The following is a 21,810-nucleotide window of genomic DNA, read 5'->3' as shown; positions in this document are numbered from 1 at the left end:
ATGCGCTATTTTTAGCAATAACAAAGATACCTATAAATGCCAATTACTCTATTTAATTCGATTGCCTCTTGGTTGCTGAAAAAACGATTTCATCAGATAGAACTTTTTTTAAAATATCCAGAAGAAGTTCAGGAAGAGGTGCTATTGCAATTGCTGGAGTTTGCAGAAGATACCGAGGTAGGTAGAACATATGATTTTGAGTCGATTGAGTCTTATAAGGACTTTAAAGAACGTGTGCCTATTGTTTCTTATGAAGAGATTCAACCAATAATAGAAAGGACAAGAAAAGGTGAACAAAATTTATTTTGGCCCACTAAGGTGAAATTGTTTGCAAAAAGTAGTGGCACAACAAATGCAAAAAGTAAGTTTATTCCCGTAAGCGGAGAGGCGTTAGAGGATTGTCATTATAAATCAAGTAAAGATTTACTGTGCCTCTATTTAAATAATAATGAAAATTCTCAATTATTTACTGGCAAGAGCCTTCGCTTGGGCGGTAGCAAAGAACTTTATGAAGATAACGGTTCTTTGTTTGGAGACTTGTCTGCAATTTTAATAGATAATATGCCTTTGTGGGCAGAGTATAGTAGTACGCCTAGTAATAAGGTTTCCTTAATGAGTGAGTGGGAAAGTAAGTTAATGGCTATCATTCATGAAAGCGTTCAGGAAAACGTTACTAGTTTGGCCGGTGTGCCTTCGTGGATGTTGGTGTTATTAAATAAGGTACTTGAGGAAACAGGAAAGGAACATCTTTTTCAGGTTTGGGAAAATTTGGAAGTTTACTTTCATGGTGGGGTAAATTTCAATCCTTATAAAGAACAGTATAAAAAAATTCTTCCAAATAGTAATTTTAGGTACTATGAAATCTATAATGCTTCTGAAGGTTTTTTTGCTATTCAGGATAGAAACGGTGCCGATGATCTTTTGTTAATGTTGGACTATGGAATATTCTATGAATTCATTCCGATGGATGTTTATGGAACCTTGGATGAAGAGGCAATACCCTTATGGGATATTCAACTTGGGAAAAACTACGCAATTGTAATTACCACTAATTCTGGGTTGTGGAGATATAGAATAGGGGATACTGTTCGTTTTACATCAAAGAGTCCGTATCGTATTAAAGTGACCGGACGTACTAAACATCACATTAATGTTTTTGGTGAAGAATTGATTATAGAAAATGCGGAAGAGGCCTTGAAAATAGCATGTGCCAAAACAGGTGCTGAAATTATAGATTATACTGCAGGACCTGTATTTATGGTGAATAAGGAAAAAGGAGCTCATGAATGGGTTATGGAATTTAGAACCATACCTGAGGATTTTAGCGCGTTTGTAGAGATTTTTGATAATGCTCTAAAATCTCTAAACTCAGATTACGAAGCTAAAAGGCTTAACAATATCACCTTAAACTCGCCGGTTGTACATATTGCCCGTGAGAACCTTTTTTATGATTGGTTGAAGAAGAATGATAAACTTGGTGGTCAACATAAGATACCACGACTATCTAACAAAAGAGATTATTTAGAAGAGCTTTTGCCAATGAACAAGTAATTTGCTCTATACACACTAAATATTAGCCTAATCACAACAAAATTTCATATTTAATCGTTAGTTGCCATACATTTACTGTAGTAAAAGTAACTTTTGTCTTACAGCTTAATTGTAGGTTTTATAATTCTAATTAGGATCAATAAAAGGAACTACATCGATAATTTGAGCGTGTAAACAATTAAATGATAGTAAGTAGGGTTAATGTTTCAACTTGCTGAAACAAAACTTAACCAAACTATAAATACAATTATTATGGCAGAGAAATTAGTGATCGTTTCCGATATGTGGGGCGCTAAGAAAGGTTTATGGATTACATCTTATTTAGGGTACCTTCAACAATATTTCGATATAACATTTTACGATAGCCAACAATTGGCAAATTTGGATATTTTAATTCAGACTGAAGAGAATGTACATAATGCATTTATAGAAGGTGGTACTGAAACGGCTGTATCTCATTTATTAAAAAAAGAAACTGAACCTTGTTATTACCTTGCTTTCAGTACAGGCGCTACAATCGTTTGGGAAGCTGCTAAGAAAGGTTTGCCTGTTAAATCGTTATACGGTGTATCTCCTACCAGAATTCGTAAAAAGAACGATAGACCAAATGTACCGTTCCAATTAGTTTACGGTGCTAATGATGAATTTAAACCAAGTGAAGAATGGGCTAATAAATTAGGTGTTGATATGGAAGTAATACCTAATTATGGTCATACACTTTATACAGATGAGAAAATCATTCAAAAAGTTTGTTTAGACTTACTTCAAGAAGTAACGCAAATTGCACCACAAATTAAAAAGGTGGTTTGAAAAGAATATAAATAATGAGGTATATAAAAAAAAGCGAAGATTTTAATCTTCGCTTTTTTTATATGCAATAATTATGTTGAAGTTATGAAACAGCCTTTAGCTTTTTAATGGTATCATGAGATAGCATTTCTTCAGCGTAAGGTTTAGTAACCTTAAAGTTTGTTTCACCAGAAGTTGGCATTTCAAACATGGCATCTGTAAATATAGCTTCACATAGAGATCTTAGTCCCCTAGCGCCAAGTTTATATTCTATTGCCTTATCTACAATATAATCTAAAGCTTGTTCTGTAATGGTGAAAGTAATGTCATCCATTGCAAACAACTTCTCATATTGTTTTATAATCGCATTCTTAGGTTCTGTTAAAATGGCTCTTAACGTCTTCTTGTCTAACGGATTCATATGTGTAAGAACTGGAAGTCGACCAATAATTTCAGGTATAAGTCCGAAATCTTTTAAATCTCTTGGAATAATGTATTGTAATAAATTACTCTCATCTAAAAAGCTATCAGATTTGGAAGCACTATACCCAACAGCTTGCATGTTTAAGCGTTTGGTAATAGCACGCTCAATACCATCAAAAGCTCCACCGGCAATAAATAAGATATTTTCGGTATTTACTTCTATAAATTTCTGGTCTGGATGCTTTCTTCCTCCTTTTGGTGGAACATTTACTACAGTACCCTCCAATAATTTTAAAAGACCCTGTTGAACACCTTCTCCAGATACATCTCTTGTAATTGACGGGTTGTCACTTTTACGAGCAATCTTATCGATTTCATCAATAAAAACAATACCTCTTTCAGCTTTTTCAAGATTGTAATCTGCCGCTTGTAAAAGACGGGTAAGAATACTTTCTACATCTTCACCAACATAACCGGCTTCTGTCAATACTGTTGCATCAACTATTGCCAATGGTACGTTTAATAGTTTGGCAATGGTTTTAGCCATAAGGGTTTTACCTGTACCGGTTTGCCCTACCATAATGATGTTACTTTTCTGAATCTCTACATCGTCTTCTTTAGAAGAAGGTTGAAGTAATCTTTTATAGTGGTTGTAAACCGCAACGGACATTACCTTTTTGGTACGCTCTTGTCCTATGATAAAAGTGTCTAAAAATTCCTTTATTTCTTGAGGTTTTTTTAGAACAAGTTCAGAAGAAAGATCGTTGGTCTTTGTCTGTTTTGATTCTTCGGCAACAATGCCATGAGCCTGCTCAATACAGCGATCACATATATGGGCATCTAGCCCAGCAATCAACAGATTGGTTTCTGGCTTTTTTCTGCCGCAAAATGAACACTCTAAATTTTCCTTTGCCATTATCTATCTTCTCTATTCTATTCCTTAACGATCAAAAATCGCTTTTGGTTTAAAAATCATTAATTTATTTGATTCAATTAGTCGGACTTATTTCTTCTCCCTTACCAATATTTCATCAATCATACCGTATTTTAAAGCTTCGTCAGCCTTCATCCAGTAATCACGGTCACTATCATCACGAACTTTTTCAATATCCATACCAGAATGCTCTGCTATAATTTCGTATAGTTCTTCTTTTAGTTTTAATATCTCTCTAGCGGTAATTTCAATATCACTTGCTTGACCTTGAGCACCGCCCATTGGCTGGTGAATCATAACACGAGAGTGTTGTAGTCCACTACGTTTTCCTTTTTCACCTGCACATAATAATACAGCACCCATAGAGGCAGCCATGCCTGTACAAATAGTTGCAACATCTGGTGTAATAAATTGCATGGTATCATATATACCTAAACCAGCATAAACACTACCACCTGGAGAGTTAATGTAAATCTGAATATCTTTTTTGGCATCTACACTGGCTAAGAATAATAATTGAGCCTGTATTATGTTAGCAACTTGGTCATTAATACCTGTGCCCATAAATATGATGCGATCCATCATTAAACGCGAATAAACGTCCATTGCAACAATGTTCATTGATCTTTCTTCTATAATGTTCGGCGTCATGTTCGTTGGGTACATGCTGCTCATTATAGAATCGTAATATGTGCTGCTAATGCCTTGATCGTTTATAGCGAAATTCTTGAATTCTTTTCCGTAATCCATAAATTGTATGTCTATATTTTAGAGTAAAAAAAGGTGCCGAAAATTTAATTTCCCGGCACCGTAAAGATACTTAATTTATTGTTTGGAATTATCCGTAAACTTCTTTCACGAAATTTTCATAGGTAACTTCCTTTGTCTTAAGGTTTGCCTTTTCTTTATAAAGATTCAATAATTTTTGACTCATCAATTGTTCTGAAAGTCTTTTTACTTCATCTTGATTACCTAGTACACGTGCTGCAATATTATCCAACTCTTCTTCTTTTGGATCTAATTGACCGAATTGTGCCATTTGAGAACGTATGAAACCTTTTGAAAATTCTTTCAATTCATCAAACTGAACTTGTAATTCGTTATCACGAATTATTTTCCCTTCAATTAATTGGTAACGAAGACCTTTTTCAGATTTAGCATATTCTTCAACAGCTTGCTCTTCAGATAATGGCTCTTCGCCCGTTGTCTGAATCCACTTTGTTAAGAAACCTGTAGGTAGCTCAAACTTAGTGTTGTCAATGAAGTATTCAGTTACGTCGTTCAGTAATTTTTGATCAGATTGTTGTTCAAATTGCTTTTCAGAATCTTCTTTAATACGCTCTTTTAATTCCTTTTCAGATTTTACACTGTCAGGTCCAAAAAGTTTATCAAATAATTCTTGATTCAACTCAGCTGCTTCTCTTTCATTAATTTCAGAAATGGTAAAAGTTACCTCTGTATCCAAAGATTCTGCCTTTTGCTTATCTATGCCTAAAGCACTAGATAGCATATGGTCTTCATTGAATAAACCTTTAGTTTTTAATGTTACAACATCACCAACTTTCTTGCCCTTCAACGCATCTAAAGCTTTTTTGCTTTTCAATTTGTCAGTTTCAATCATGGTCTTGCTGTCAATTTCTTCTTCTTCATTGAAGAAAGTACCGCTTACCTCATCATTTTTACTGACCTCGTCTTTACTTACAAGCTTACCGTATTGTTTTTGAATACGCTCAACTTGCTCTTTTATCATTTTATCGTCAGCAACAATTTTGTACTGCGTAATAGGCTTTTTAGTTTTTAATGAAACCTCAAAATTAGGTGCTAGACCCAATTCAAATTCAAAAGCTAATTCATCTTGATCCCAGTCAAAATTATCTTGCTGCTTAGGTAAAGGATTTCCAAGTACATCTAACTTCTCTTCTGTAAGATATTTGTTAAGATTATCTTGTAATAATTTGTTTACTTCATCAACCAATACAGCTTTACCATATTGCTTTTTTATAAGACCCATAGGAACTTGGCCTTTTCTAAAACCAGGAATATTGGCTTGCTTCTTATAATCTCTTAAGATAGTGTCTACCTTATCTTGGTAATCTTCTTTTGTGATAGCAACTTTAACTACTGCATTTAAATCGTCTATCTGCTCTTTCGTAATATTCATTCCTTAATATCTATTTGCATGTATAAAATGGGATGCAAAAATACTACATTTTGCAAAGTCAACCAATTTTTTAAAGTATTGAATTTCAAATCACAAGCAACTATGACTTGTCGTCTTTTAGCAATGAAAAAAAGATTGATTGTAAAAAAGATAGCAAGAGGCTAAAAATCAATGCCCACCATATATTCCCAACTGCAAAACCATCTATTAGTTTATCTGCTAAAAGAATGATTACTGCATTAATTATTAGTAGAAAAAGACCGAATGTAATTACTGTTACAGGTAAGGTGAAAATGACCAAAATTGGTTTTACAAGCAGGTTTAATATGCTTAGTACTACGGCAACGATAACGGCAGTCATAAAATTGTCTACAGATACATTCGGTAGTACGTTTGCCAATATAATTACAGCAAGGGCGCTTAACAGTATTCTTAAAATTAATTTCATAATATTTGTTTTAAATTGTATTTAATAATTAGCCTTTGTTGAAAAAGGCGAGTGATTTTTCAAAAAATTGCTCTGGATTTTCTGCATGTAACCAATGTCCGGCATTATCTATGGTCTCAACAGTTGCCGTTGGAAAATGTTGTTGAATAATTTCAATATCGTTTTTAGTAACATATTCAGACTTGTCGCCTCTTAAAAATAAAGTGGGTCCGTCAAAGCTGTCGGTGCTACTGATATTATCCCCAATTTCTTCCATTTTCTCGCTTAAGACAGCTAAATTGAATTTGAAGCATAATTTTTTATCCTCATCCCTATCTAAGTTTTTTAATAAAAACTGTCGTATACCAGGGTTTGATAAATGCTTTTTTAATTGCTCATCTGCATCTTTTCTGGATTTTAGATTTGATGTGTCAATAGAGTTTAATCCATTGATTATTTCTTGATGATGAGGTGGGTAATATTTTGGTGCAATATCCGCCACTAGCAATTTATGTACACGTTCAGGATATGAGCATGCAAACTGCATAGCTGTTTTACCACCCATTGAATGACCAATTACATCTGTCTTTTCAATATTGTGATTGTCTAGATAGTTTAGAAGGTCGTCCGCTAAAATATCATAATTGAAATCTGGCGAATGAAAACTTTTACCATGATTTCTTTGGTCTATTAAATGAACGCAAAATCCATTATCGGCAAATAACGAACCTATTGTTTTCCAATTATCTAACATGCCTAAGAACCCATGTAAAATACACAAAGGTTTGCCTTCTCCTAAAATTACTGAATGTAATGTTTGTTTCATTTTAAACGGTGTAAATACATGTTTACTACATTGTCCAAGCCTAAATAAAGTGCTTCGCTAATTAATGCATGACCTATAGATACTTCTAATAAGTTAGGGATGTTTTGGGCAAAATACTGAATGTTGTCCAAGCTTAGATCATGGCCTGCATTTATTCCCAATCCTAATTCATTGGCTCTTTTTGCAGCTTCAATAAATGGTTTTATAGCGTTTTCTTTGTTCAGGAAATATCCCGTAGCGTAACTTTCGGTATATAATTCAATACGGTCGGTGCCCACTGCCTTTGCACCATCAATCATGTTTGTATTGGCATCAACAAAAATAGACGTTCTAATACCAGCATTTTTAAAAGTGTTGATTACATCTGTCAAAAAATCTTTGTGTTTAATGGTGTCCCATCCAGCATTGGAAGTGATAGCATCAACGGAATCTGGTACAAGTGTAACCTGTTCCGGTTTTACTTCAAGAACTAAATCAATAAATTTTTGAACCGGATTACCTTCTATATTGAACTCTGTTTTTACAATTTTTTTTAAGTCTCTGGCATCTTGGTATCTAATATGACGTTCGTCTGGTCTAGGGTGTATGGTAATGCCTTGTGCGCCAAACCCTTCTAAATCGGTAGCAACCTTAAGCAAATCTGGAACATTGCCGCCACGGGCATTTCTAAGAGTTGCAATTTTATTTACATTAACGCTAAGCTTTGTCATTATGTCTTATTTACCTTTTAAGAGCTTCAAAAATACAAATAAGGCACGCCTTTTGATATTATTAATTGTTATTTTGCGTTATAAATAGGCCTATGCATATTCAAGAACATATCATTACGAACTTACCGGTATTCGATATTAAGGATACAACTGAAAAACTTTTAGAGTTTTTTCAAGATACCACCTATTCTCATATTGCTATTTTAGAAGATGGACGATTTTTGGGACTTTTCTCTGAAATAGATGCCGACGGATTGCTTCCTGAGTCTAAAATTGAAGAGTTTAAGTATGAGCTGCAGAGCTTTTTTGCTCGTAGAGATACCAATTGGTTAGATGTTTTGGAGGTATTTGCCCGAAATGAAGCCAATCTTTTGCCTGTACTAAACGAGAAAGAAGAAGTTACTGGTTACTACTGTTTGACCGATATTGTAGCCGAATTTATTGACACTCCGTTTTTCACGGATCCTGGTAGTATTTTAGTAGTGGCAAAGGGTGTTAAAGATTATTCTTTTAGTGAAATTGCGCAGATAGTTGAAAGTAATAATGCAAAACTTTTTGGAGGTTTTATAACTGATACTCAAAATGACGTTATTCAGGTAACCTTAAAGATTACCGCCAATAACTATAATAAAGTTGTGCAAACTTTTAGACGTTATAATTATCATATTATTTTTGGTAATAGCGATGATGAATTTCTTGAAGACTTAAAGAACCGTTCAGATTATTTAGAGAAATACCTTAATGTTTAGAATGAAAGTAGCAATCTACGGTCAAACATATCAAGACAGTGCCATTGAATATCTCATTGAATTATTAGATGAGCTTAATAAGGTGTCCGCAGAAGTTTTTATTGAGAAAGATTTTTATGATTTGTATAAGGCTAAAGATGATACTCAATCATTTCCAGTTTTTACTATAGATAAAGGTTTGAATGCATCTTTTGACATGTTCGTCAGTTTTGGTGGAGATGGTACTATATTAAGGGCTACTACATTTGTAAAAGATTTAGGTATTCCTATAGTGGGTGTAAATACCGGCAGGTTAGGATTTCTTTCTACATTCAAAAAGGAAGACGTTCGTAAAGTAGTTCAAGAATTTAAGCAAGGTGCCTATACGGTTGTAGAGCGTAGTTTGGTTCAATTAAATACAAAGGAGTTGGATGTGGAGTTTGGTGATCTTAATTTTGCATTGAACGAAATAACCGTAAGTAGAAAAGATACTACGTCTATGATTACGGTTGAAACTTATTTAAATAACGAGTATTTAACATCTTATTGGGCAGACGGATTAATTATCTCGACACCTACAGGTTCAACTGGGTATTCTTTAAGCTGTGGAGGTCCTGTTATAGTGCCAACGGCAAAATCTTTAGTTTTAACTCCTATTGCTCCGCATAACTTAAATGCAAGACCACTTGTGATTTCCGATGATACCGTAATTCGTCTAAAGGTTTCGGGGAGAGAAGAAAATCATTTAGTTTCTTTAGATTCTAGAATAGCATCATTAGAAAATGGAGAAGAGATTACAATAAGTAAAGCTCCATTTACTATCAAAATGATCGAGTACACTTCAGAAAGTTTTTTAAAGACCTTAAGGAATAAGCTACTTTGGGGTGAGGACAGGCGAAATCGAGCTTCCTTTTAAACAATAAATGACCTTAATCGCTGTTTATCTTTTGAGAACATAAAAATTATTTCAACATCTACTTTGTGTATGGTGAATGTAATAGTTGTAAAATCTGGTTTATGCGTTACATAACGTTATTAATATTACTTTTTTCATTTTCAGGTTTGCAGGCGCAGACTTATGAGGTAGGTATTTTTGCTGGTGGAGCCAATACCATAAGTGATGTGGGTAGAACAAATTATATTTTACCATCTGATATTGCTTTTGGCGGATTGTTTAAATGGAACATTAGTAAAAGATACGCCTGGAGAGGAAGTTTAATTTATGGCAAGTTTACGGCAGATGATAATAAGTCCAGTTCATCGGCAAGACAACAAAGGGGTTATGTTGTTGATAATTCTGTTTTAGAAGGGTCTGTTGGTCTAGAATTTAATTTTGTAGAATATAATTTGCATAAACTTGGTCCGGCATTTACACCTTATTTATATACGGGTCTAACTTATTTTAGGTACGATTATGCCTACTTTAATGGTGGAGTGCTTCAAGATATAAATCAAAAAGAGGGTAGTTTTGCAGTACCAATGACCGTAGGTTTTAAGTATCGTATCAATCAGTTTCTTATTTTTGGGGGCGAAATAGGTGCTAGATATACCTTTACAGATAACTTGGATGCTAGCAATCCTGTAGGTTCTAACTTTGAGGAGTTTCAATTTGGTAATATATTTAGTGATGATTGGTATGTTTTTTCCGGTCTAACCTTAACATATACCTTTGGTAGAAAGCCTTGCATGGATTGTTTTGAGTAAATAGAAAGATGAGCGATACAAACGAAATTGACAAACTTAATGTTCCAAAGCACCTTGCTATTATCATGGATGGTAATGGTAGATGGGCAAAAGAACGAGGTAAACTAAGGGTTTTTGGTCATGAACATGGCGTAAAAACTGTTAGGATAATTGTTGAACAATGCGCTCAATTGAAAATAGATTATCTAACATTATATACGTTTTCAACAGAAAATTGGAATAGACCTAAGATAGAAGTGCAGACACTTATGCGCTTATTAGTGTCTTCATTAAAGAAAGAACTTAAAACTTTTAATAAAAATAATATACGTTTAAATACTATTGGAAATATAGATGCATTACCATCAAAAGCGTACAAAGAGTTGGTAGAGGTAATGGACCAAACAAAGCAAAATACAGGGATGACGTTGACCCTTGCTTTGAGTTATGGTGCTCGTGAAGAGCTGCAATCTATGGTAAAAGAGATAAGTACCAAAGTTAAAAATAATATAATTTCAATTGAAAACATTGACCAAACCATTATTAATAACCATCTTTACACGCATGATTTGCCAGATGTAGACTTGCTTATCCGTACTAGTGGAGAACATCGGATCAGCAATTTTTTATTATGGCAAATAGCTTATGCAGAGTTATATTTTATTGATGTATATTGGCCTGATTTTAGAGAGCATCACTTAGTAGAGGCCATAAAAAATTACCAGAACAGAGAACGAAGATTTGGAAAAACTAGCGAACAACTCACTTAAAGATATGACTAGGTTCATATCTTTGAACCACTTTTTAACCACAATTTTATTTCTAACTACCTTTATTGCTGCCGCACAGGATAATTCCTATGAGGACGGCAAAAGCTATATTTTAGGAGGTTTAGATGTAACTGGGCTGCAAAGCTATAATGAGCAAACGGTAAAAACGTATACCGGGCTTAGGGTAGGGCAACCTATTACTTTGCCAGGAGAGCAAATTAGTGAAGTCATCAAGAAATTATGGGGTCTAGAGCTTTTTAGTGAAATTGAATTCTTCATTACCAATATTGAAGAGAATACCGTTTTCTTAGAATTAAACATTATAGAACGTCCTACGTTAACTAATGTTAAGTTTTATGGGGTTAAAAAAGGTAAGATTGAAGGTTTAATTAAAGATACCGATCTTAAGAAAGGTAAGAAAATTACCGAGAGTTTAATTTCAAATTCTAAGAATTACATTGCCAATAAGTATAAAAAACAGGGGTATTTAAATGCTGAGGTTGCTATTGCCACTTCTAAAGATACTCTTGACACCAATACTCAAAGCATGGTGGTCAATGTTAATAAGGGAGACAAAGTAAAGATCCGTGATATTATATTTGAGGGTAATGAGCAATTAGGTGATAAAAAATTGCGCAAAGCTTTAAAAAATACCAAGAAAAAGAAATTTGGTCGTTTTTGGAAAAAATCTAAATATATACAAGAGGACTACGAAGAAGATTTAGGTTTACTGATTGATAAATTTGCCGAAAATGGGTATCGTGATGCTAGGGTCATTTCTGATTCTGTTATTAAAGTCGATGAAAATAATATCGATTTAAAGATAAAAGTTGAAGAAGGTGATAAGTATTACTTTGGTAATATTGATTTTGTTGGTAATACAGTTTATACCGATCGTCAATTAAATCAAGTTTTAGGTATCAAAAAAGGAGATACTTATAACGGTGTATTATTAAGAGAAAGAATTGCCGATAATTCTAAGCCAGATCCATCTGATGTAACAAGTTTATATCAAAACAATGGATATTTGTTTTCAACCATCAACCCGGTAGAGATTTCTGCAGCGAATGATACTATTGATTTTGAAATTAGAATTATAGAAGGTAAAGAAACCTTTTTAAGTCATGTTACCGTATCTGGTAATGATAAAACTAATGACCACGTTATTTATCGTGAACTACGTACACGACCTGGTCAAAAATATAATAAGGCAGACATTATTAGAAGTATTCGTGAATTAGGTCAACTTGGCTTTTTCGATGCGGAACAGATTACTCCAGATGTTTTAAATGCTAACCCTAATGAGGGCACGGTAGATTTAGCTTGGAACTTGGTAGAATCTGGGTCTAGCCAAATTGAATTACAAGGTGGTTATGGTGGCGGTGGTTTCATTGGTACTTTAGGTCTATCTTTTAGTAACTTCTCTATTCAAAATTTATTTAAAGGAGAAAAGTACAAGCCAGTACCTATGGGTGATGGTCAAACCTTTGCTCTTCGTTTGCAAGCGAGTCAGACTTATAGAGTATATAGTTTAAATTTTGCAGAACCTTGGTTAGGTGGTAAAAAGCCGGTACGTTTTAACCTAAGTATGTCAAGAACACAGCAGTTTGCAGCTTCTTATGATACCAGTGGTGATATTGATATTAATAAAGATCAGCAATTTTCTATAACCGGTATTACTGCAGGATTGGCGAAACGAGTGCAATGGCCAGATGATTTCTTTACGATTTCTCACTCTCTAAGCTACCAGTTATATGATTTTAGAAATTACAATATTGGTCTATTCAACTTTGGTGATGGTAAAGCAAATTCTTTAGCATATACATTTGGTATCTCTAGAAACGCAACACAGGGTGGACGTATTTTCCCAAGAGGAGGTTCTAACTTTGAAGTAAGTGCTAAGTTTACACCACCATGGTCTTTGTTCAGTAATAAAGATTTCAGAGAGTTGAAGAATAGGTCAGAAGAATTGGAAGAAGAAAAGAATTCTGTTGGGTTAAGCGCAGCTGATCAATCAGAATTAGAAGATTTAGATCAAGAGAGATTTAGGTTATTAGAATACTATAAAGTAAAGTTTAAAGGCGACTGGTACACAACCTTAGTAGATAAATTGGTGTTGCGTAGTAATGCTGAATTTGGTTTCTTAGGCAGTTATAATAGTGCTGTAGGTAATGTTCCTTTTGAGCGTTTTTATGTTGGAGGTGACGGTTTAGGTAACTTTACTTTAGATGGTAGAGATGTAGTTCAATTAAGAGGTTATGACGAGCAAGCAGTAACGCCATATTCTGATGGCGCAACTTCACCAGATGGTGCATTAATTTATAATAAGTTCTCATTAGAATTGCGTTATCCATTAACATTGAAGCCTTCTGCATCTATTTACGGATTGGCATTTTTAGAAGGTGGTAATTCTTTCAACAATTTTCAAGACTTTAATCCGTTTGAATTAAAACGATCGGCCGGTGTGGGGCTGCGTATCTTTATGCCAGCATTTGGATTGTTGGGTATTGATTTTGGTTACGGATTTGACGAAGATCTTGTGCCAACTTCTGCAGGGCAAGGGCCAAGCGGATGGCAAACACACTTCATCATTGGTCAACAGTTTTAATTTTCTTTGAATAATAATAATCGTGCTTAGTGCTAATCCTTTAATTTTAAAAGATTTAGTAATTTTGGCACGATATTTTCTTTAGGATTAAACGACATTAACAATGAGTACAAAAACAAAAGTTCTTTTATTAGTTTCGGTCATCTTCATGACAATGCAAGGGTTTGCCCAAAGAGGGGTAAGAATGGCTTATGTGGATATGGAGTATATCTTAGAGAATGTTGAGGAGTACAGAGATGCTACTGAACAGTTAGAGACAAAAGTGCAACGTTGGAAGGTAGAAATAGAGCAGAAGCAAAGTATTGTGGAGCAGATGAAGAAAGATTTAATGGCAGAGAAAGTGCTGTTAACTCCAGAGTTAATTTCTGAGCGTGAAGAGGAAATTCAAATTTTGGAACGCGAAATGATCGAGTATCAACAAGATCGTTTTGGTCCACAAGGAGATTTGGTATTACAGAAAAGAAGGTTGATACAGCCTATACAAGATCAAGTGTTCAATGAAGTACAAAAAATTGGCACGAATAAAAAGTATGATTTTATTTTTGATAAATCTGCGGATGTTGTAATGTTGTATTCCGAAAAAAGACACGATATTAGTGATTTGGTCTTAAGAGGTATTGCTAGAACAAGAAAAATTAGCAAACCTACAAAGAAAGCAAACGACCGTAATAGGTTAGATGATTTTGATGAAGAGGAGCCTGAAGTTATTAGTGAGGCTTTACAAGAGCGTTTAGATAAAGCGTCTGAAGCTGCTGAGACTAGAGAAAAAACTGTAGAGAATGCGAAAGCAGAACAATTAAAATTGCGAGAAGAGCGTAAGAAAGCGTACGAAGAAAGAAGAAAGAAGTTGTTAGAAGAACGCGAAGCTAAGAGGCAAGAAAAATTAAAGGAAAGAAATAGCGATACCGAAAAAGACGATAATAACGGTACTATTTAAATAGGTTTAACAACCGAAAATTAATACTCAAAATTGAATTAAAATTACACTCATGAAACAAGTAAAACAAATTGTGGTAGCCTTATTGTTGTTCGTAGCAACGACAAGTTTTGTAAATGCCCAAAGTAAAGTAGCTCACATTGACGTTACTCAATTATTATCTGCAATGCCAGAAATGAAAGCGGCAGAAGCTGAGCTTAAAAAATTACAAGAAACTTACAATGCCGATATTCAGGCTTCAATGACAGAATTGCGTAACAAGTTTACACAATACCAAAACGAAGCTGCAGCAAAATCTAAAGAAGAAAACGATAAGAGAGCTGTAGAATTACAAGGTTATGAAAAGAATATTGGTGATGCACAACAAGCTGCTCAACAAGAATTCCAAAAGAAACAAGCAGAATTATTTGCTCCTATTTCTGAGAAAGCAAAAGCGGCTATTGAAAAGGTTGCTGCTGCACAAGGTTTTGACTACGTAATCGATGCGCAAGCAGGTGGTGGTTTAATCGTAGCTAAAGGAAAAGACCTTTTAGCAGATGTTAAGAAGCAATTAGGTTTCTAAATAGAAACTAAGATGATAAAGAAAAAGCCATCTAATAATTAGATGGCTTTTTTTATGTTTTAATTTTTCTTTTAATATTCGTCCATCGAAGGTTTCTAATAAATTCTCCTTCTTCTTTAGTTACTAAGTAGGTAGCGCCGCTCTTTGCAGCATTTAAATACCCGGTCATATTATTCCAGAAAGATGCTACAGACTTATTTTTTAAAGCCATTTTTAATGAGGCAATACAGGTTATTAAAAATCCATAACGCATAGTATACATAGCTTTTCCTTGTAATCTTTTAGCATTGGGGTTATAAGCTTTACCAGTGGGTCTTAGATGCTTTATTTTAAGTGACGAATCCGTTTGTATTTGAAAGCCGTGGTACTTGGCTAAAAGCTCATCTACCGTATCCCATCCCATTGCGCTTTTTAATCCTCCTATGGCTTTAAAACAAGCTTTAGAGTATGCTTTGATAGCACCTCTTACGTGATCTTTATCCATCGGGTGATTCATAACCCAGTCTCCAGATTCTGTTTGCTCATATATGAAACCTCCACAAATACCTAAATTTGGACTTGCTTTAAAATGTGTGCTAATAACCTCAAAGTAATTATTAGGCAAGATTAAATCGGCGTCTAGTTTTACTATGAAGTCAAAATTATCATCCAATATTTTAAGCCCCTTACTAAAGGCATCAACAACTTTGCTACCAGGCATGTGTTGTGTAGAGGAGACTGAATTAACTTTAGTGAATATAGGGTCTCTAGCAATGTATGCATCTATAATGTGCTCAGTGTCATCAGTAGAATTATCATTGACCAGGATTACTCTTTTGGGCAATTTGGTTTGTAAAAGAATAGAATCTAAAGTGCTTTTTAGAAAAGCCTCTTCGTTATGTATAGGAATAACTAAATAGTAATCCATAGTCAAGTGTTCTATTATTTCCTAGTTGCGTAAACAATATAATACCGTGGAGTAAATAAACGCAATAAAGGTCTTAGTCCAATTTTTTTGACAGGATTGGTCCATTTCATTGAATCTTGTATTTCCCATCCAGCTTTTTCTAATAACCAATCAAATTGCCAGTCTTCAAACTCATGATAATGTCTGTCCCATTTATCTGTTTTGCTTCTGTATGCAGGGGAAAACCATAGTTTTAAAGGAATACTTGCAACTAGTTTTTTAGATTTAGAATTGGATAATAAATGTAATGGGGCTAAAAGGTGTTCAAATATTTCGAAAGCCGTAAGTACATCTGCATCTGTATCAACAACAGCGCTAAAATCTACATCTAAATCTTCCCCTGATGTATTGGTTACTTGGTAACCTTCCTGTTGCATTATTTTAGTAAACGGGTTATGCACACCTAAATCTAAAATAGATTCATTGGTATCAATGTGCTTACGTAAGAACTCAAGTGTATGTTTGTAACGTTTGTTTGGAAAGCTGTTTTCGTACATGTTTAGATTCTGTATACCATTGCATTGACGTTCATTCCGGCGCCAACACTAGCAAAGATAACAACATCTCCCTTTTTAACTTCCTGATTTTCTAATTTACCGTCTTTTACGAGGTCAAATAATGTAGGTATAGTAGCTACAGAGCTGTTACCTAGTTTAGAAATACTCATTGGCATAATACCTTCAGGCATTTCTTTGTCGAAAATTTTATAGAAGCGTTTTACTATGGCTTCGTCCATTTTCTCATTTGCCTGATGTATAAAAATCTTTTTCACTTCGTCAATTGAAATACCACTATTATCTAGGCATGTTGCCATTGCTGATGGTACGTTGGTAACAGCAAATTCATAGATTTTTCTACCATGCATTTTAATGTAGAATTTCTTTTTCTCATCTTCCTTGTCATAAGCTTCTCCAAAAAATAGAAAATTAGCTTCATCATTTGCATAAGTAGCAGACTCATGTGATAATATTTCACCACCATCATTAGATGCTTCAACAATAGCAGCACCGGCACCATCAGAATATATCATAGAATCACGATCATTATCGTCCACTATTCTAGATAGGGTTTCTGCACCAATGACCAAGCATCTTTTTGCAATACCACTTTTAATGAATGCATTGGCTTGTATCATACCTTCTAGCCAACCTGGGCAACCAAAAATTAGATCGTAAGCAACACATTTCGGATTTTGTATCTGCAATTGATGTTTAACTCTAGTGGCTAAACTTGGTAAAGTGTCTCCTTGAATATATCCATCTTTTAAATCCCCAAAGTTATGGGCAACGATAATGTAGTCTATGGTTTCTTTATCTACCTGTGCGTTTTCTATAGCTTTCTCAGCTGCAAAAAAGGCTAAGTTAGATGTAGTATATTTTTTAGGTGCATATCTTCTTTCTTCAATGCCGGTTATAGCCTTGAATTTTTCAATGATTACCTCATTATTATGTTTAAAAGAGGAACCATCTAAATTTAAAAAATGATGATTATTAAAATCTTTATTTGAAATTTTTAGGTCTGGGATATAGCTTCCTGTCCCTGTAATTGATACGCTCATTTTAAAATATTGAATTGTAACCGAAATTTATGAAAAACGGAAAGATTATTTTATGCATGCATAGTAAATTTTACGATGGTCAATGTGCATTTCTTTAAATTGTCTTCATTAAAAAAGCCTTTTCGAATTGTCGAAAAGGCTTGTTATTATAGGGTTGTGACGTTTATTCAGCTTCCATGTAAGCCTCAATTGGCGCGCATGTACAGATTAAATTACGGTCTCCATATGCGTCGTCTACTCTGCGTACCGATGGCCAAAATTTATTTTCAGCAATATAGGGTAGTGGGTAGGATGCTTTCTGTCTAGAGTATGGAAACTGCCAATCATCTGTAGTAGCCATTTCTAAAGTATGTGGAGCATTTTTAAGTACGTTGTTAGGTTCTTCTATATTAGATTCATCAATTTCTTCTCGTATAGCTGTCATTGCTTCACAGAATCTATCTAATTCTGCTAGACTTTCGCTTTCTGTTGGTTCTATCATTACAGTTCCTGCAACTGGAAAGGAAACCGTTGGTGCATGAAAACCATAATCCATAAGACGTTTTGCAATGTCCGTAACCTCAATACCGTTCTTTTTAAAAGGTCTGCAATCTAAAATCATTTCATGTGCAGCTCTTCCCTTTTCACCAGTATATAAAACCTCAAATTTTCCTTCAAGTTTATGCTTTATGTAATTAGCATTTAGAATAGCAATTTTTGTTGATTGTGTTAAGCCATATTCACCTAGCATCTTAATATAGCCATAGGAAATAAGACAAACCAATGAGCTTCCCCATGGTGCTGCTGATATCGCAGTAATGGCATCTTTGCCACCGGTTGAAATTACCGGGTTGCTTGGTAGAAAAGGAACGAGCTGGGGAGCAACGCATATTGGACCAACACCTGGACCGCCACCTCCATGAGGAATAGCGAATGTTTTGTGCAAGTTTAGGTGACATACATCTGCGCCAATAGTTGCAGGGTTGGTTAAACCAACTTGTGCGTTCATATTGGCGCCATCCATATAAACTTGACCACCATGGTCGTGAATTAATTTTGTAATCTGCTTTATTGATGATTCAAATACACCATGCGTAGATGGGTATGTAACCATTAACGCCGCTAATTTATCTGAATGTAATTTTGCTTTTTCTTCAAGATCAGCAACATCAATATTTCCTTTTTCATCGGTTTTGGTAACTACAACTTTCATTCCTGCCATAACAGCAGAAGCAGGGTTTGTACCGTGTGCAGATGAAGGAATTAAACAAATGTTTCTTTCTGATTCTCCTCTAGATTCATGGTAAGCTCTAATTACCATTAAACCTGCGTACTCTCCTTGTGCTCCAGAATTTGGCTGTAAAGAAGTATCCGCAAATCCTGTGATTATAGAAAGGTCTTTTGCAAGCTCACGCAATATAGTTTGATATCCTTCTGCTTGGTCTACTGGTACAAATGGGTGAATATTACCCCAGTTAGACGAGCTTAATGGTAGCATTTCACTAGCAGCATTTAATTTCATTGTACAACTTCCTAAAGAAATCATACTATGGTTTAATGCTAAATCTTTGCGTTCTAGTTTTTTAATGTAACGCATTAATTCCGTCTCAGAATGATAAGAATTAAAAACCTTATTCTCCATAAAGGCGCTAGTGCGCTCTATATTTCCAGATATAGTAGTTTTATTCAATAGACTGGAAACTTCTTTGGAAGTTTTTCCAAGCGCTTCAGAAAATATGCTAATAATCTGATTAAGGTCTTTCAATGAAGTGGCTTCATTTACAGCAATTGAAATAGTGTCATTGTCTACATAATAGAAATTGACTTCGTTTGCTTCTGCAATTGGGCGTACTTTGTTCGAATCTGCCTTAACGGTAATTGTATCAAAATAGGCGGAGTTAATTTGATATAACCCTAAGTTTTCAAGCGCATCTACTAATGTTACTGCCGTAGAATGAATTTTTGAAGCTATATATTTTAATCCTTTCGGACCATGATAAACACCATACATTCCTGCCATTACTGCTAATAAAACCTGTGCAGTACAAATGTTAGAAGTTGCCTTGTCTCTTTTTATATGTTGCTCCCTAGTTTGCAAAGCCATTCTTAACGCAGGCTTTCCATCGGTGTCTTTTGTAACCCCAATAATTCTGCCAGGAATACTTCTTTTGAATTCTTCTTTGGTTGCAAAAAATGCAGCATGAGGACCGCCATAACCTAAAGGAATACCAAAACGTTGAGTAGTACCTACAACTACATCTACCCCAAATTCTCCAGGAGGTGTTAATAAGACTAAACTCATGATGTCTGCAGCTACGGCTACTTTAATATCATTTTCTTTTGCCTTGGCTACGAATGCAGCATAGTCATATACTTGCCCGTATTTACCAGGATATTGCAATAAAGCACCGTAAAAATCAGCGCTATATTCAAATTCCTCGTGGTTACCTACTACCAATTCAATCCCTAAAGGAATAGAACGAGTCTTTAAAAGGGATAAGGTTTGAGGTAATATTTCTTCGGATACAAAGAATTTTAAAACATTGTTCTTCTTTTGGTCCCGACTTCTTACATCAAAAAGCATGGTCATAGCTTCCGCTGCTGCCGTACTTTCATCTAACAAGGATGCATTTGCCAATTCCATTCCCGTTAAATCGGAAATTATGGTTTGGAAATTAAGAAGTGCCTCTAACCTTCCTTGAGCTATTTCAGCTTGGTACGGAGTGTAAGCCGTGTACCATCCCGGATTTTCAAGAATATTCCTTTTAATCACCGACGGAATTAAACTTTCATGATAACCTAAACCAATATACGTTCTAAATACCTTGTTCTTTTTAGATAAAGCTTCGGTGTGTGCAAGAAACTTATGCTCACTCATTGGCTCATCTAATTTCAAAGGCTCTTTTAGGCGAATATGTTGTGGAATGGTCTCAAAAATAAGTTGCTCGAGATTTTCAACACCTACCGTGTTAAACATGGTATTTAAATCTTCCTCCCTAATGCCGATATGGCGTAGTGCAAACACGTCAGTCTTCATAGATACTATTGTTATATAATGTGTAAAATTACCACTTTTATGTGTGTAATTTGGTGTAGAAGGGCTGCCATATATTGAAAGTTTTTAACCAAAACAAAGGGTTATAAACACTTTAGCTATTTTTGTTTAATGACCATAGTCAAAAAGATTTTTAATTTTTATTTGGATGCTAGCATTCATGTTGCCTTGGGGGTATTTTGTTTGGTACATGTAACTGCGCTGACCTTAAACATTACAGTTCCTCAAGAGTTGTATTTTTTTATTTTTTTTGGAGCTATTAGTTGCTACAATTTTGTGAAATATGGTGTGGAAGCAGAGAAGTATATCTTGGTAGCTAACACGTATCAAAAGAATATTCAATTTTTTAGTTTTGGTTGTTTGCTTGTTGCTGGTTATCAGTTGTTTTTTCTGACGGAGAGAGTATTTGTAGGATTATTGGTTTTAGCCGCTATAACCGGTCTTTATGCATTACCTGTATTACCTAAAAATAAGAATTTCAGGAGTTTTAGCGGATTGAAAATTTTAATTGTGGCAGCCGTGTGGGCAGGCACAACCGTAATTTTGCCAGTTATTTCTCAACTAGATGTTATTTCTTGGAACGTGAAGATTGAGACGGTTCAACGTTTTCTTTTTGTACTGATACTATTAGTTCCTTTTGAAATACGGGATTTAAAATACGATAGTGCATCTCTTAAAACATTACCTCAAAGGGTGGGGGTAAAAGGGGCAAAAAGAATAGGGTATTGTTGGACAGTACTTTTTTATGCAATTACATTCTTAAAAACAGATTTAGATATTACTCACATAATGGTGAAAACAATTCTGTTTGTAGTTCTAATGTTGATGATATTTAAAACAGAACTAAATCAAAAGAAATATTTTTCTTCATTTTGGGTAGAAGCTATTCCTTTACTTTGGTGGGTGCTTTTTGTTATAAGTATAAAGTATTCTATTTTGCATTAGAGAAAGTTTCTTTCATTTTTCTCTTTTCCTCATCAGACAATACCGTAAGTTTTGCTTGATTACAAAGCGATGTTAATTTTTCATTTTTTGCACTATGTTTAGCGCATGTCTTACACATGGTAAGATGAAACTTTAACTGTATTCTTTCCCAAACAGTTGCTTCTCTATACTGGTGTCTGTTGCAAATATTTGCAGCTTTTTCACAAGAAATCATCATA

Annotated in this window: 21 protein-coding genes; 10 read left to right on the top strand and 11 right to left on the bottom strand. The window is 34.6% G+C overall.

Going from position 1 to position 21,810, the window contains the following annotated elements:
- The first annotated feature begins 36 nt into the window (after positions 1-36).
- Together P178_RS0103520 and P178_RS0103515 are read left to right on the top strand one after the other, a co-directional pair.
- Positions 37-1,551: a GH3 auxin-responsive promoter family protein gene (locus P178_RS0103520; protein WP_027064919.1), complete on the top strand. Its 1,515-nt coding sequence runs from the start codon at positions 37-39 to the stop codon at positions 1,549-1,551.
- Positions 1,552-1,803: 252 nt separating this feature from the next.
- The gene (locus P178_RS0103515; RefSeq protein ID WP_027064918.1) at positions 1,804-2,361 is read left to right on the top strand and encodes an alpha/beta hydrolase; all 558 of its coding nucleotides are present in this window, start codon (positions 1,804-1,806) and stop codon (positions 2,359-2,361) included.
- Between the two features lie 82 nt (positions 2,362-2,443).
- Here P178_RS0103515 and clpX read toward each other — a convergent pair whose 3' ends face one another.
- From clpX to P178_RS0103485, 6 genes are all read right to left on the bottom strand, one after another.
- Entirely contained in the window at positions 2,444-3,679 is a 1,236-nt protein-coding gene (gene clpX, locus P178_RS0103510) for an ATP-dependent Clp protease ATP-binding subunit ClpX (protein ID WP_027064917.1), read from the bottom strand.
- An 87-nt stretch (positions 3,680-3,766) separates the two neighbouring features.
- Positions 3,767-4,447, bottom strand: coding sequence for an ATP-dependent Clp endopeptidase proteolytic subunit ClpP (gene clpP, locus P178_RS0103505; protein ID WP_027064916.1), 681 nt, complete (start codon positions 4,445-4,447; stop codon positions 3,767-3,769).
- 88 nt (positions 4,448-4,535) lie between these two features.
- Positions 4,536-5,858, bottom strand: a complete 1,323-nt coding sequence (gene tig, locus P178_RS0103500; protein WP_027064915.1) for a trigger factor — start codon at positions 5,856-5,858, stop codon at positions 4,536-4,538.
- Positions 5,859-5,958: 100 nt separating this feature from the next.
- Positions 5,959-6,306, bottom strand: coding sequence for a phage holin family protein (locus P178_RS0103495; RefSeq protein WP_027064914.1), 348 nt, complete (start codon positions 6,304-6,306; stop codon positions 5,959-5,961).
- 28 nt (positions 6,307-6,334) lie between these two features.
- Positions 6,335-7,111 (bottom strand): alpha/beta fold hydrolase, encoded by a 777-nt coding sequence (locus tag P178_RS0103490; protein WP_027064913.1) that lies wholly within the window; start codon positions 7,109-7,111, stop codon positions 6,335-6,337.
- The gene (locus P178_RS0103485) at positions 7,108-7,821 is read right to left on the bottom strand and encodes a pyridoxine 5'-phosphate synthase (RefSeq protein ID WP_027064912.1); all 714 of its coding nucleotides are present in this window, start codon (positions 7,819-7,821) and stop codon (positions 7,108-7,110) included. The genes P178_RS0103490 and P178_RS0103485 overlap by 4 nt, the downstream gene beginning before the upstream one ends.
- A 92-nt stretch (positions 7,822-7,913) precedes the next feature.
- On the opposite strand from P178_RS0103485, the gene P178_RS0103480 reads away from it, so the two are divergent.
- The 7 genes from P178_RS0103480 (at position 7,914) to P178_RS0103450 (ending at position 15,109) form a co-directional block, all read left to right on the top strand.
- On the top strand, positions 7,914-8,570 hold the full coding sequence (locus P178_RS0103480) for a CBS domain-containing protein (protein ID WP_027064911.1): 657 nt from the start codon (positions 7,914-7,916) through the stop codon (positions 8,568-8,570).
- Position 8,571: 1 nt separating this feature from the next.
- A complete protein-coding gene (locus tag P178_RS0103475; protein ID WP_027064910.1) occupies positions 8,572-9,465 on the top strand; it encodes an NAD kinase in 894 nt (297 codons plus the stop codon).
- Between the two features lie 101 nt (positions 9,466-9,566).
- Positions 9,567-10,253 carry a DUF6089 family protein gene (locus P178_RS0103470; protein WP_027064909.1) on the top strand — a complete coding sequence of 229 codons (687 nt, stop codon included), beginning with the start codon at positions 9,567-9,569 and terminating at the stop codon, positions 10,251-10,253.
- 8 nt (positions 10,254-10,261) lie between these two features.
- A complete protein-coding gene (locus tag P178_RS0103465) occupies positions 10,262-11,002 on the top strand; it encodes an isoprenyl transferase (RefSeq protein ID WP_027064908.1) in 741 nt (246 codons plus the stop codon).
- A 4-nt stretch (positions 11,003-11,006) separates the two neighbouring features.
- Complete coding sequence (locus P178_RS0103460) at positions 11,007-13,610, top strand: outer membrane protein assembly factor (RefSeq protein WP_036145658.1); 2,604 nt, start codon at positions 11,007-11,009, stop codon at positions 13,608-13,610.
- Between the two features lie 103 nt (positions 13,611-13,713).
- Positions 13,714-14,547, top strand: a complete 834-nt coding sequence (locus P178_RS0103455) for an OmpH family outer membrane protein (protein ID WP_027064906.1) — start codon at positions 13,714-13,716, stop codon at positions 14,545-14,547.
- 52 nt (positions 14,548-14,599) lie between these two features.
- The gene (locus tag P178_RS0103450) at positions 14,600-15,109 is read left to right on the top strand and encodes an OmpH family outer membrane protein (RefSeq protein WP_027064905.1); all 510 of its coding nucleotides are present in this window, start codon (positions 14,600-14,602) and stop codon (positions 15,107-15,109) included.
- A 52-nt stretch (positions 15,110-15,161) separates the two neighbouring features.
- On the opposite strand, the gene P178_RS0103445 is transcribed toward P178_RS0103450, so the two are convergent.
- The 4 genes from P178_RS0103445 to gcvP all read right to left on the bottom strand — a co-directional run bounded on the left by P178_RS0103445 (position 15,162) and on the right by gcvP (position 20,629).
- Positions 15,162-16,016 carry a glycosyltransferase family 2 protein gene (locus P178_RS0103445; protein WP_027064904.1) on the bottom strand — a complete coding sequence of 285 codons (855 nt, stop codon included), beginning with the start codon at positions 16,014-16,016 and terminating at the stop codon, positions 15,162-15,164.
- Positions 16,017-16,030: 14 nt separating this feature from the next.
- Positions 16,031-16,552, bottom strand: a complete 522-nt coding sequence (locus P178_RS0103440) for a methyltransferase (RefSeq protein WP_027064903.1) — start codon at positions 16,550-16,552, stop codon at positions 16,031-16,033.
- A gap of 2 nt (positions 16,553-16,554) precedes the next feature.
- Entirely contained in the window at positions 16,555-17,613 is a 1,059-nt protein-coding gene (locus P178_RS0103435; RefSeq protein ID WP_027064902.1) for a 3-oxoacyl-ACP synthase III family protein, read from the bottom strand.
- A gap of 163 nt (positions 17,614-17,776) precedes the next feature.
- Positions 17,777-20,629: an aminomethyl-transferring glycine dehydrogenase gene (gene gcvP, locus P178_RS0103430; RefSeq protein WP_027064901.1), complete on the bottom strand. Its 2,853-nt coding sequence runs from the start codon at positions 20,627-20,629 to the stop codon at positions 17,777-17,779.
- A 129-nt stretch (positions 20,630-20,758) separates the two neighbouring features.
- On the opposite strand from gcvP, the gene P178_RS0103425 reads away from it, so the two are divergent.
- Positions 20,759-21,592, top strand: a complete 834-nt coding sequence (locus P178_RS0103425; RefSeq protein WP_027064900.1) for a hypothetical protein — start codon at positions 20,759-20,761, stop codon at positions 21,590-21,592.
- On the opposite strand, the gene P178_RS0103420 is transcribed toward P178_RS0103425, so the two are convergent.
- Positions 21,579-21,809: a hypothetical protein gene (locus P178_RS0103420; RefSeq protein WP_316929983.1), complete on the bottom strand. Its 231-nt coding sequence runs from the start codon at positions 21,807-21,809 to the stop codon at positions 21,579-21,581. The genes P178_RS0103425 and P178_RS0103420 overlap by 14 nt on opposite strands.
- Position 21,810 lies beyond the last annotated feature (1 nt).

Source organism: Maribacter sp. Hel_I_7 (assembly GCF_000688315.1).
Lineage (GTDB): Bacteria > Bacteroidota > Bacteroidia > Flavobacteriales > Flavobacteriaceae > Maribacter > Maribacter stanieri.
The sequence above is the reverse complement of the archived record's forward strand: the minus strand, read 5'-3'. Positions and strand labels throughout refer to the sequence as shown.

Coding starts and splice junctions, on each gene's coding strand:
- P178_RS0103440 (WP_027064903.1), bottom strand. CDS start 16,552: ATGTACGAAAACAGCTTTCCAAACAAACGTTACAAACATACACTTGAG.
- P178_RS0103515 (WP_027064918.1), top strand. CDS start 1,804: ATGGCAGAGAAATTAGTGATCGTTTCCGATATGTGGGGCGCTAAGAAA.
- P178_RS0103480 (WP_027064911.1), top strand. CDS start 7,914: ATGCATATTCAAGAACATATCATTACGAACTTACCGGTATTCGATATT.
- P178_RS0103460 (WP_036145658.1), top strand. CDS start 11,007: ATGACTAGGTTCATATCTTTGAACCACTTTTTAACCACAATTTTATTT.
- clpX (WP_027064917.1), bottom strand. CDS start 3,679: ATGGCAAAGGAAAATTTAGAGTGTTCATTTTGCGGCAGAAAAAAGCCA.
- clpP (WP_027064916.1), bottom strand. CDS start 4,447: ATGGATTACGGAAAAGAATTCAAGAATTTCGCTATAAACGATCAAGGC.
- P178_RS0103450 (WP_027064905.1), top strand. CDS start 14,600: ATGAAACAAGTAAAACAAATTGTGGTAGCCTTATTGTTGTTCGTAGCA.
- P178_RS0103465 (WP_027064908.1), top strand. CDS start 10,262: ATGAGCGATACAAACGAAATTGACAAACTTAATGTTCCAAAGCACCTT.
- tig (WP_027064915.1), bottom strand. CDS start 5,858: ATGAATATTACGAAAGAGCAGATAGACGATTTAAATGCAGTAGTTAAA.
- P178_RS0103520 (WP_027064919.1), top strand. CDS start 37: ATGCCAATTACTCTATTTAATTCGATTGCCTCTTGGTTGCTGAAAAAA.
- gcvP (WP_027064901.1), bottom strand. CDS start 20,629: ATGAAGACTGACGTGTTTGCACTACGCCATATCGGCATTAGGGAGGAA.
- P178_RS0103470 (WP_027064909.1), top strand. CDS start 9,567: ATGCGTTACATAACGTTATTAATATTACTTTTTTCATTTTCAGGTTTG.
- P178_RS0103435 (WP_027064902.1), bottom strand. CDS start 17,613: ATGAGCGTATCAATTACAGGGACAGGAAGCTATATCCCAGACCTAAAA.
- P178_RS0103485 (WP_027064912.1), bottom strand. CDS start 7,821: ATGACAAAGCTTAGCGTTAATGTAAATAAAATTGCAACTCTTAGAAAT.
- P178_RS0103420 (WP_316929983.1), bottom strand. CDS start 21,809: ATGATGATTTCTTGTGAAAAAGCTGCAAATATTTGCAACAGACACCAG.
- P178_RS0103490 (WP_027064913.1), bottom strand. CDS start 7,111: ATGAAACAAACATTACATTCAGTAATTTTAGGAGAAGGCAAACCTTTG.
- P178_RS0103475 (WP_027064910.1), top strand. CDS start 8,572: ATGAAAGTAGCAATCTACGGTCAAACATATCAAGACAGTGCCATTGAA.
- P178_RS0103495 (WP_027064914.1), bottom strand. CDS start 6,306: ATGAAATTAATTTTAAGAATACTGTTAAGCGCCCTTGCTGTAATTATA.
- P178_RS0103455 (WP_027064906.1), top strand. CDS start 13,714: ATGAGTACAAAAACAAAAGTTCTTTTATTAGTTTCGGTCATCTTCATG.
- P178_RS0103445 (WP_027064904.1), bottom strand. CDS start 16,016: ATGGATTACTATTTAGTTATTCCTATACATAACGAAGAGGCTTTTCTA.
- P178_RS0103425 (WP_027064900.1), top strand. CDS start 20,759: ATGACCATAGTCAAAAAGATTTTTAATTTTTATTTGGATGCTAGCATT.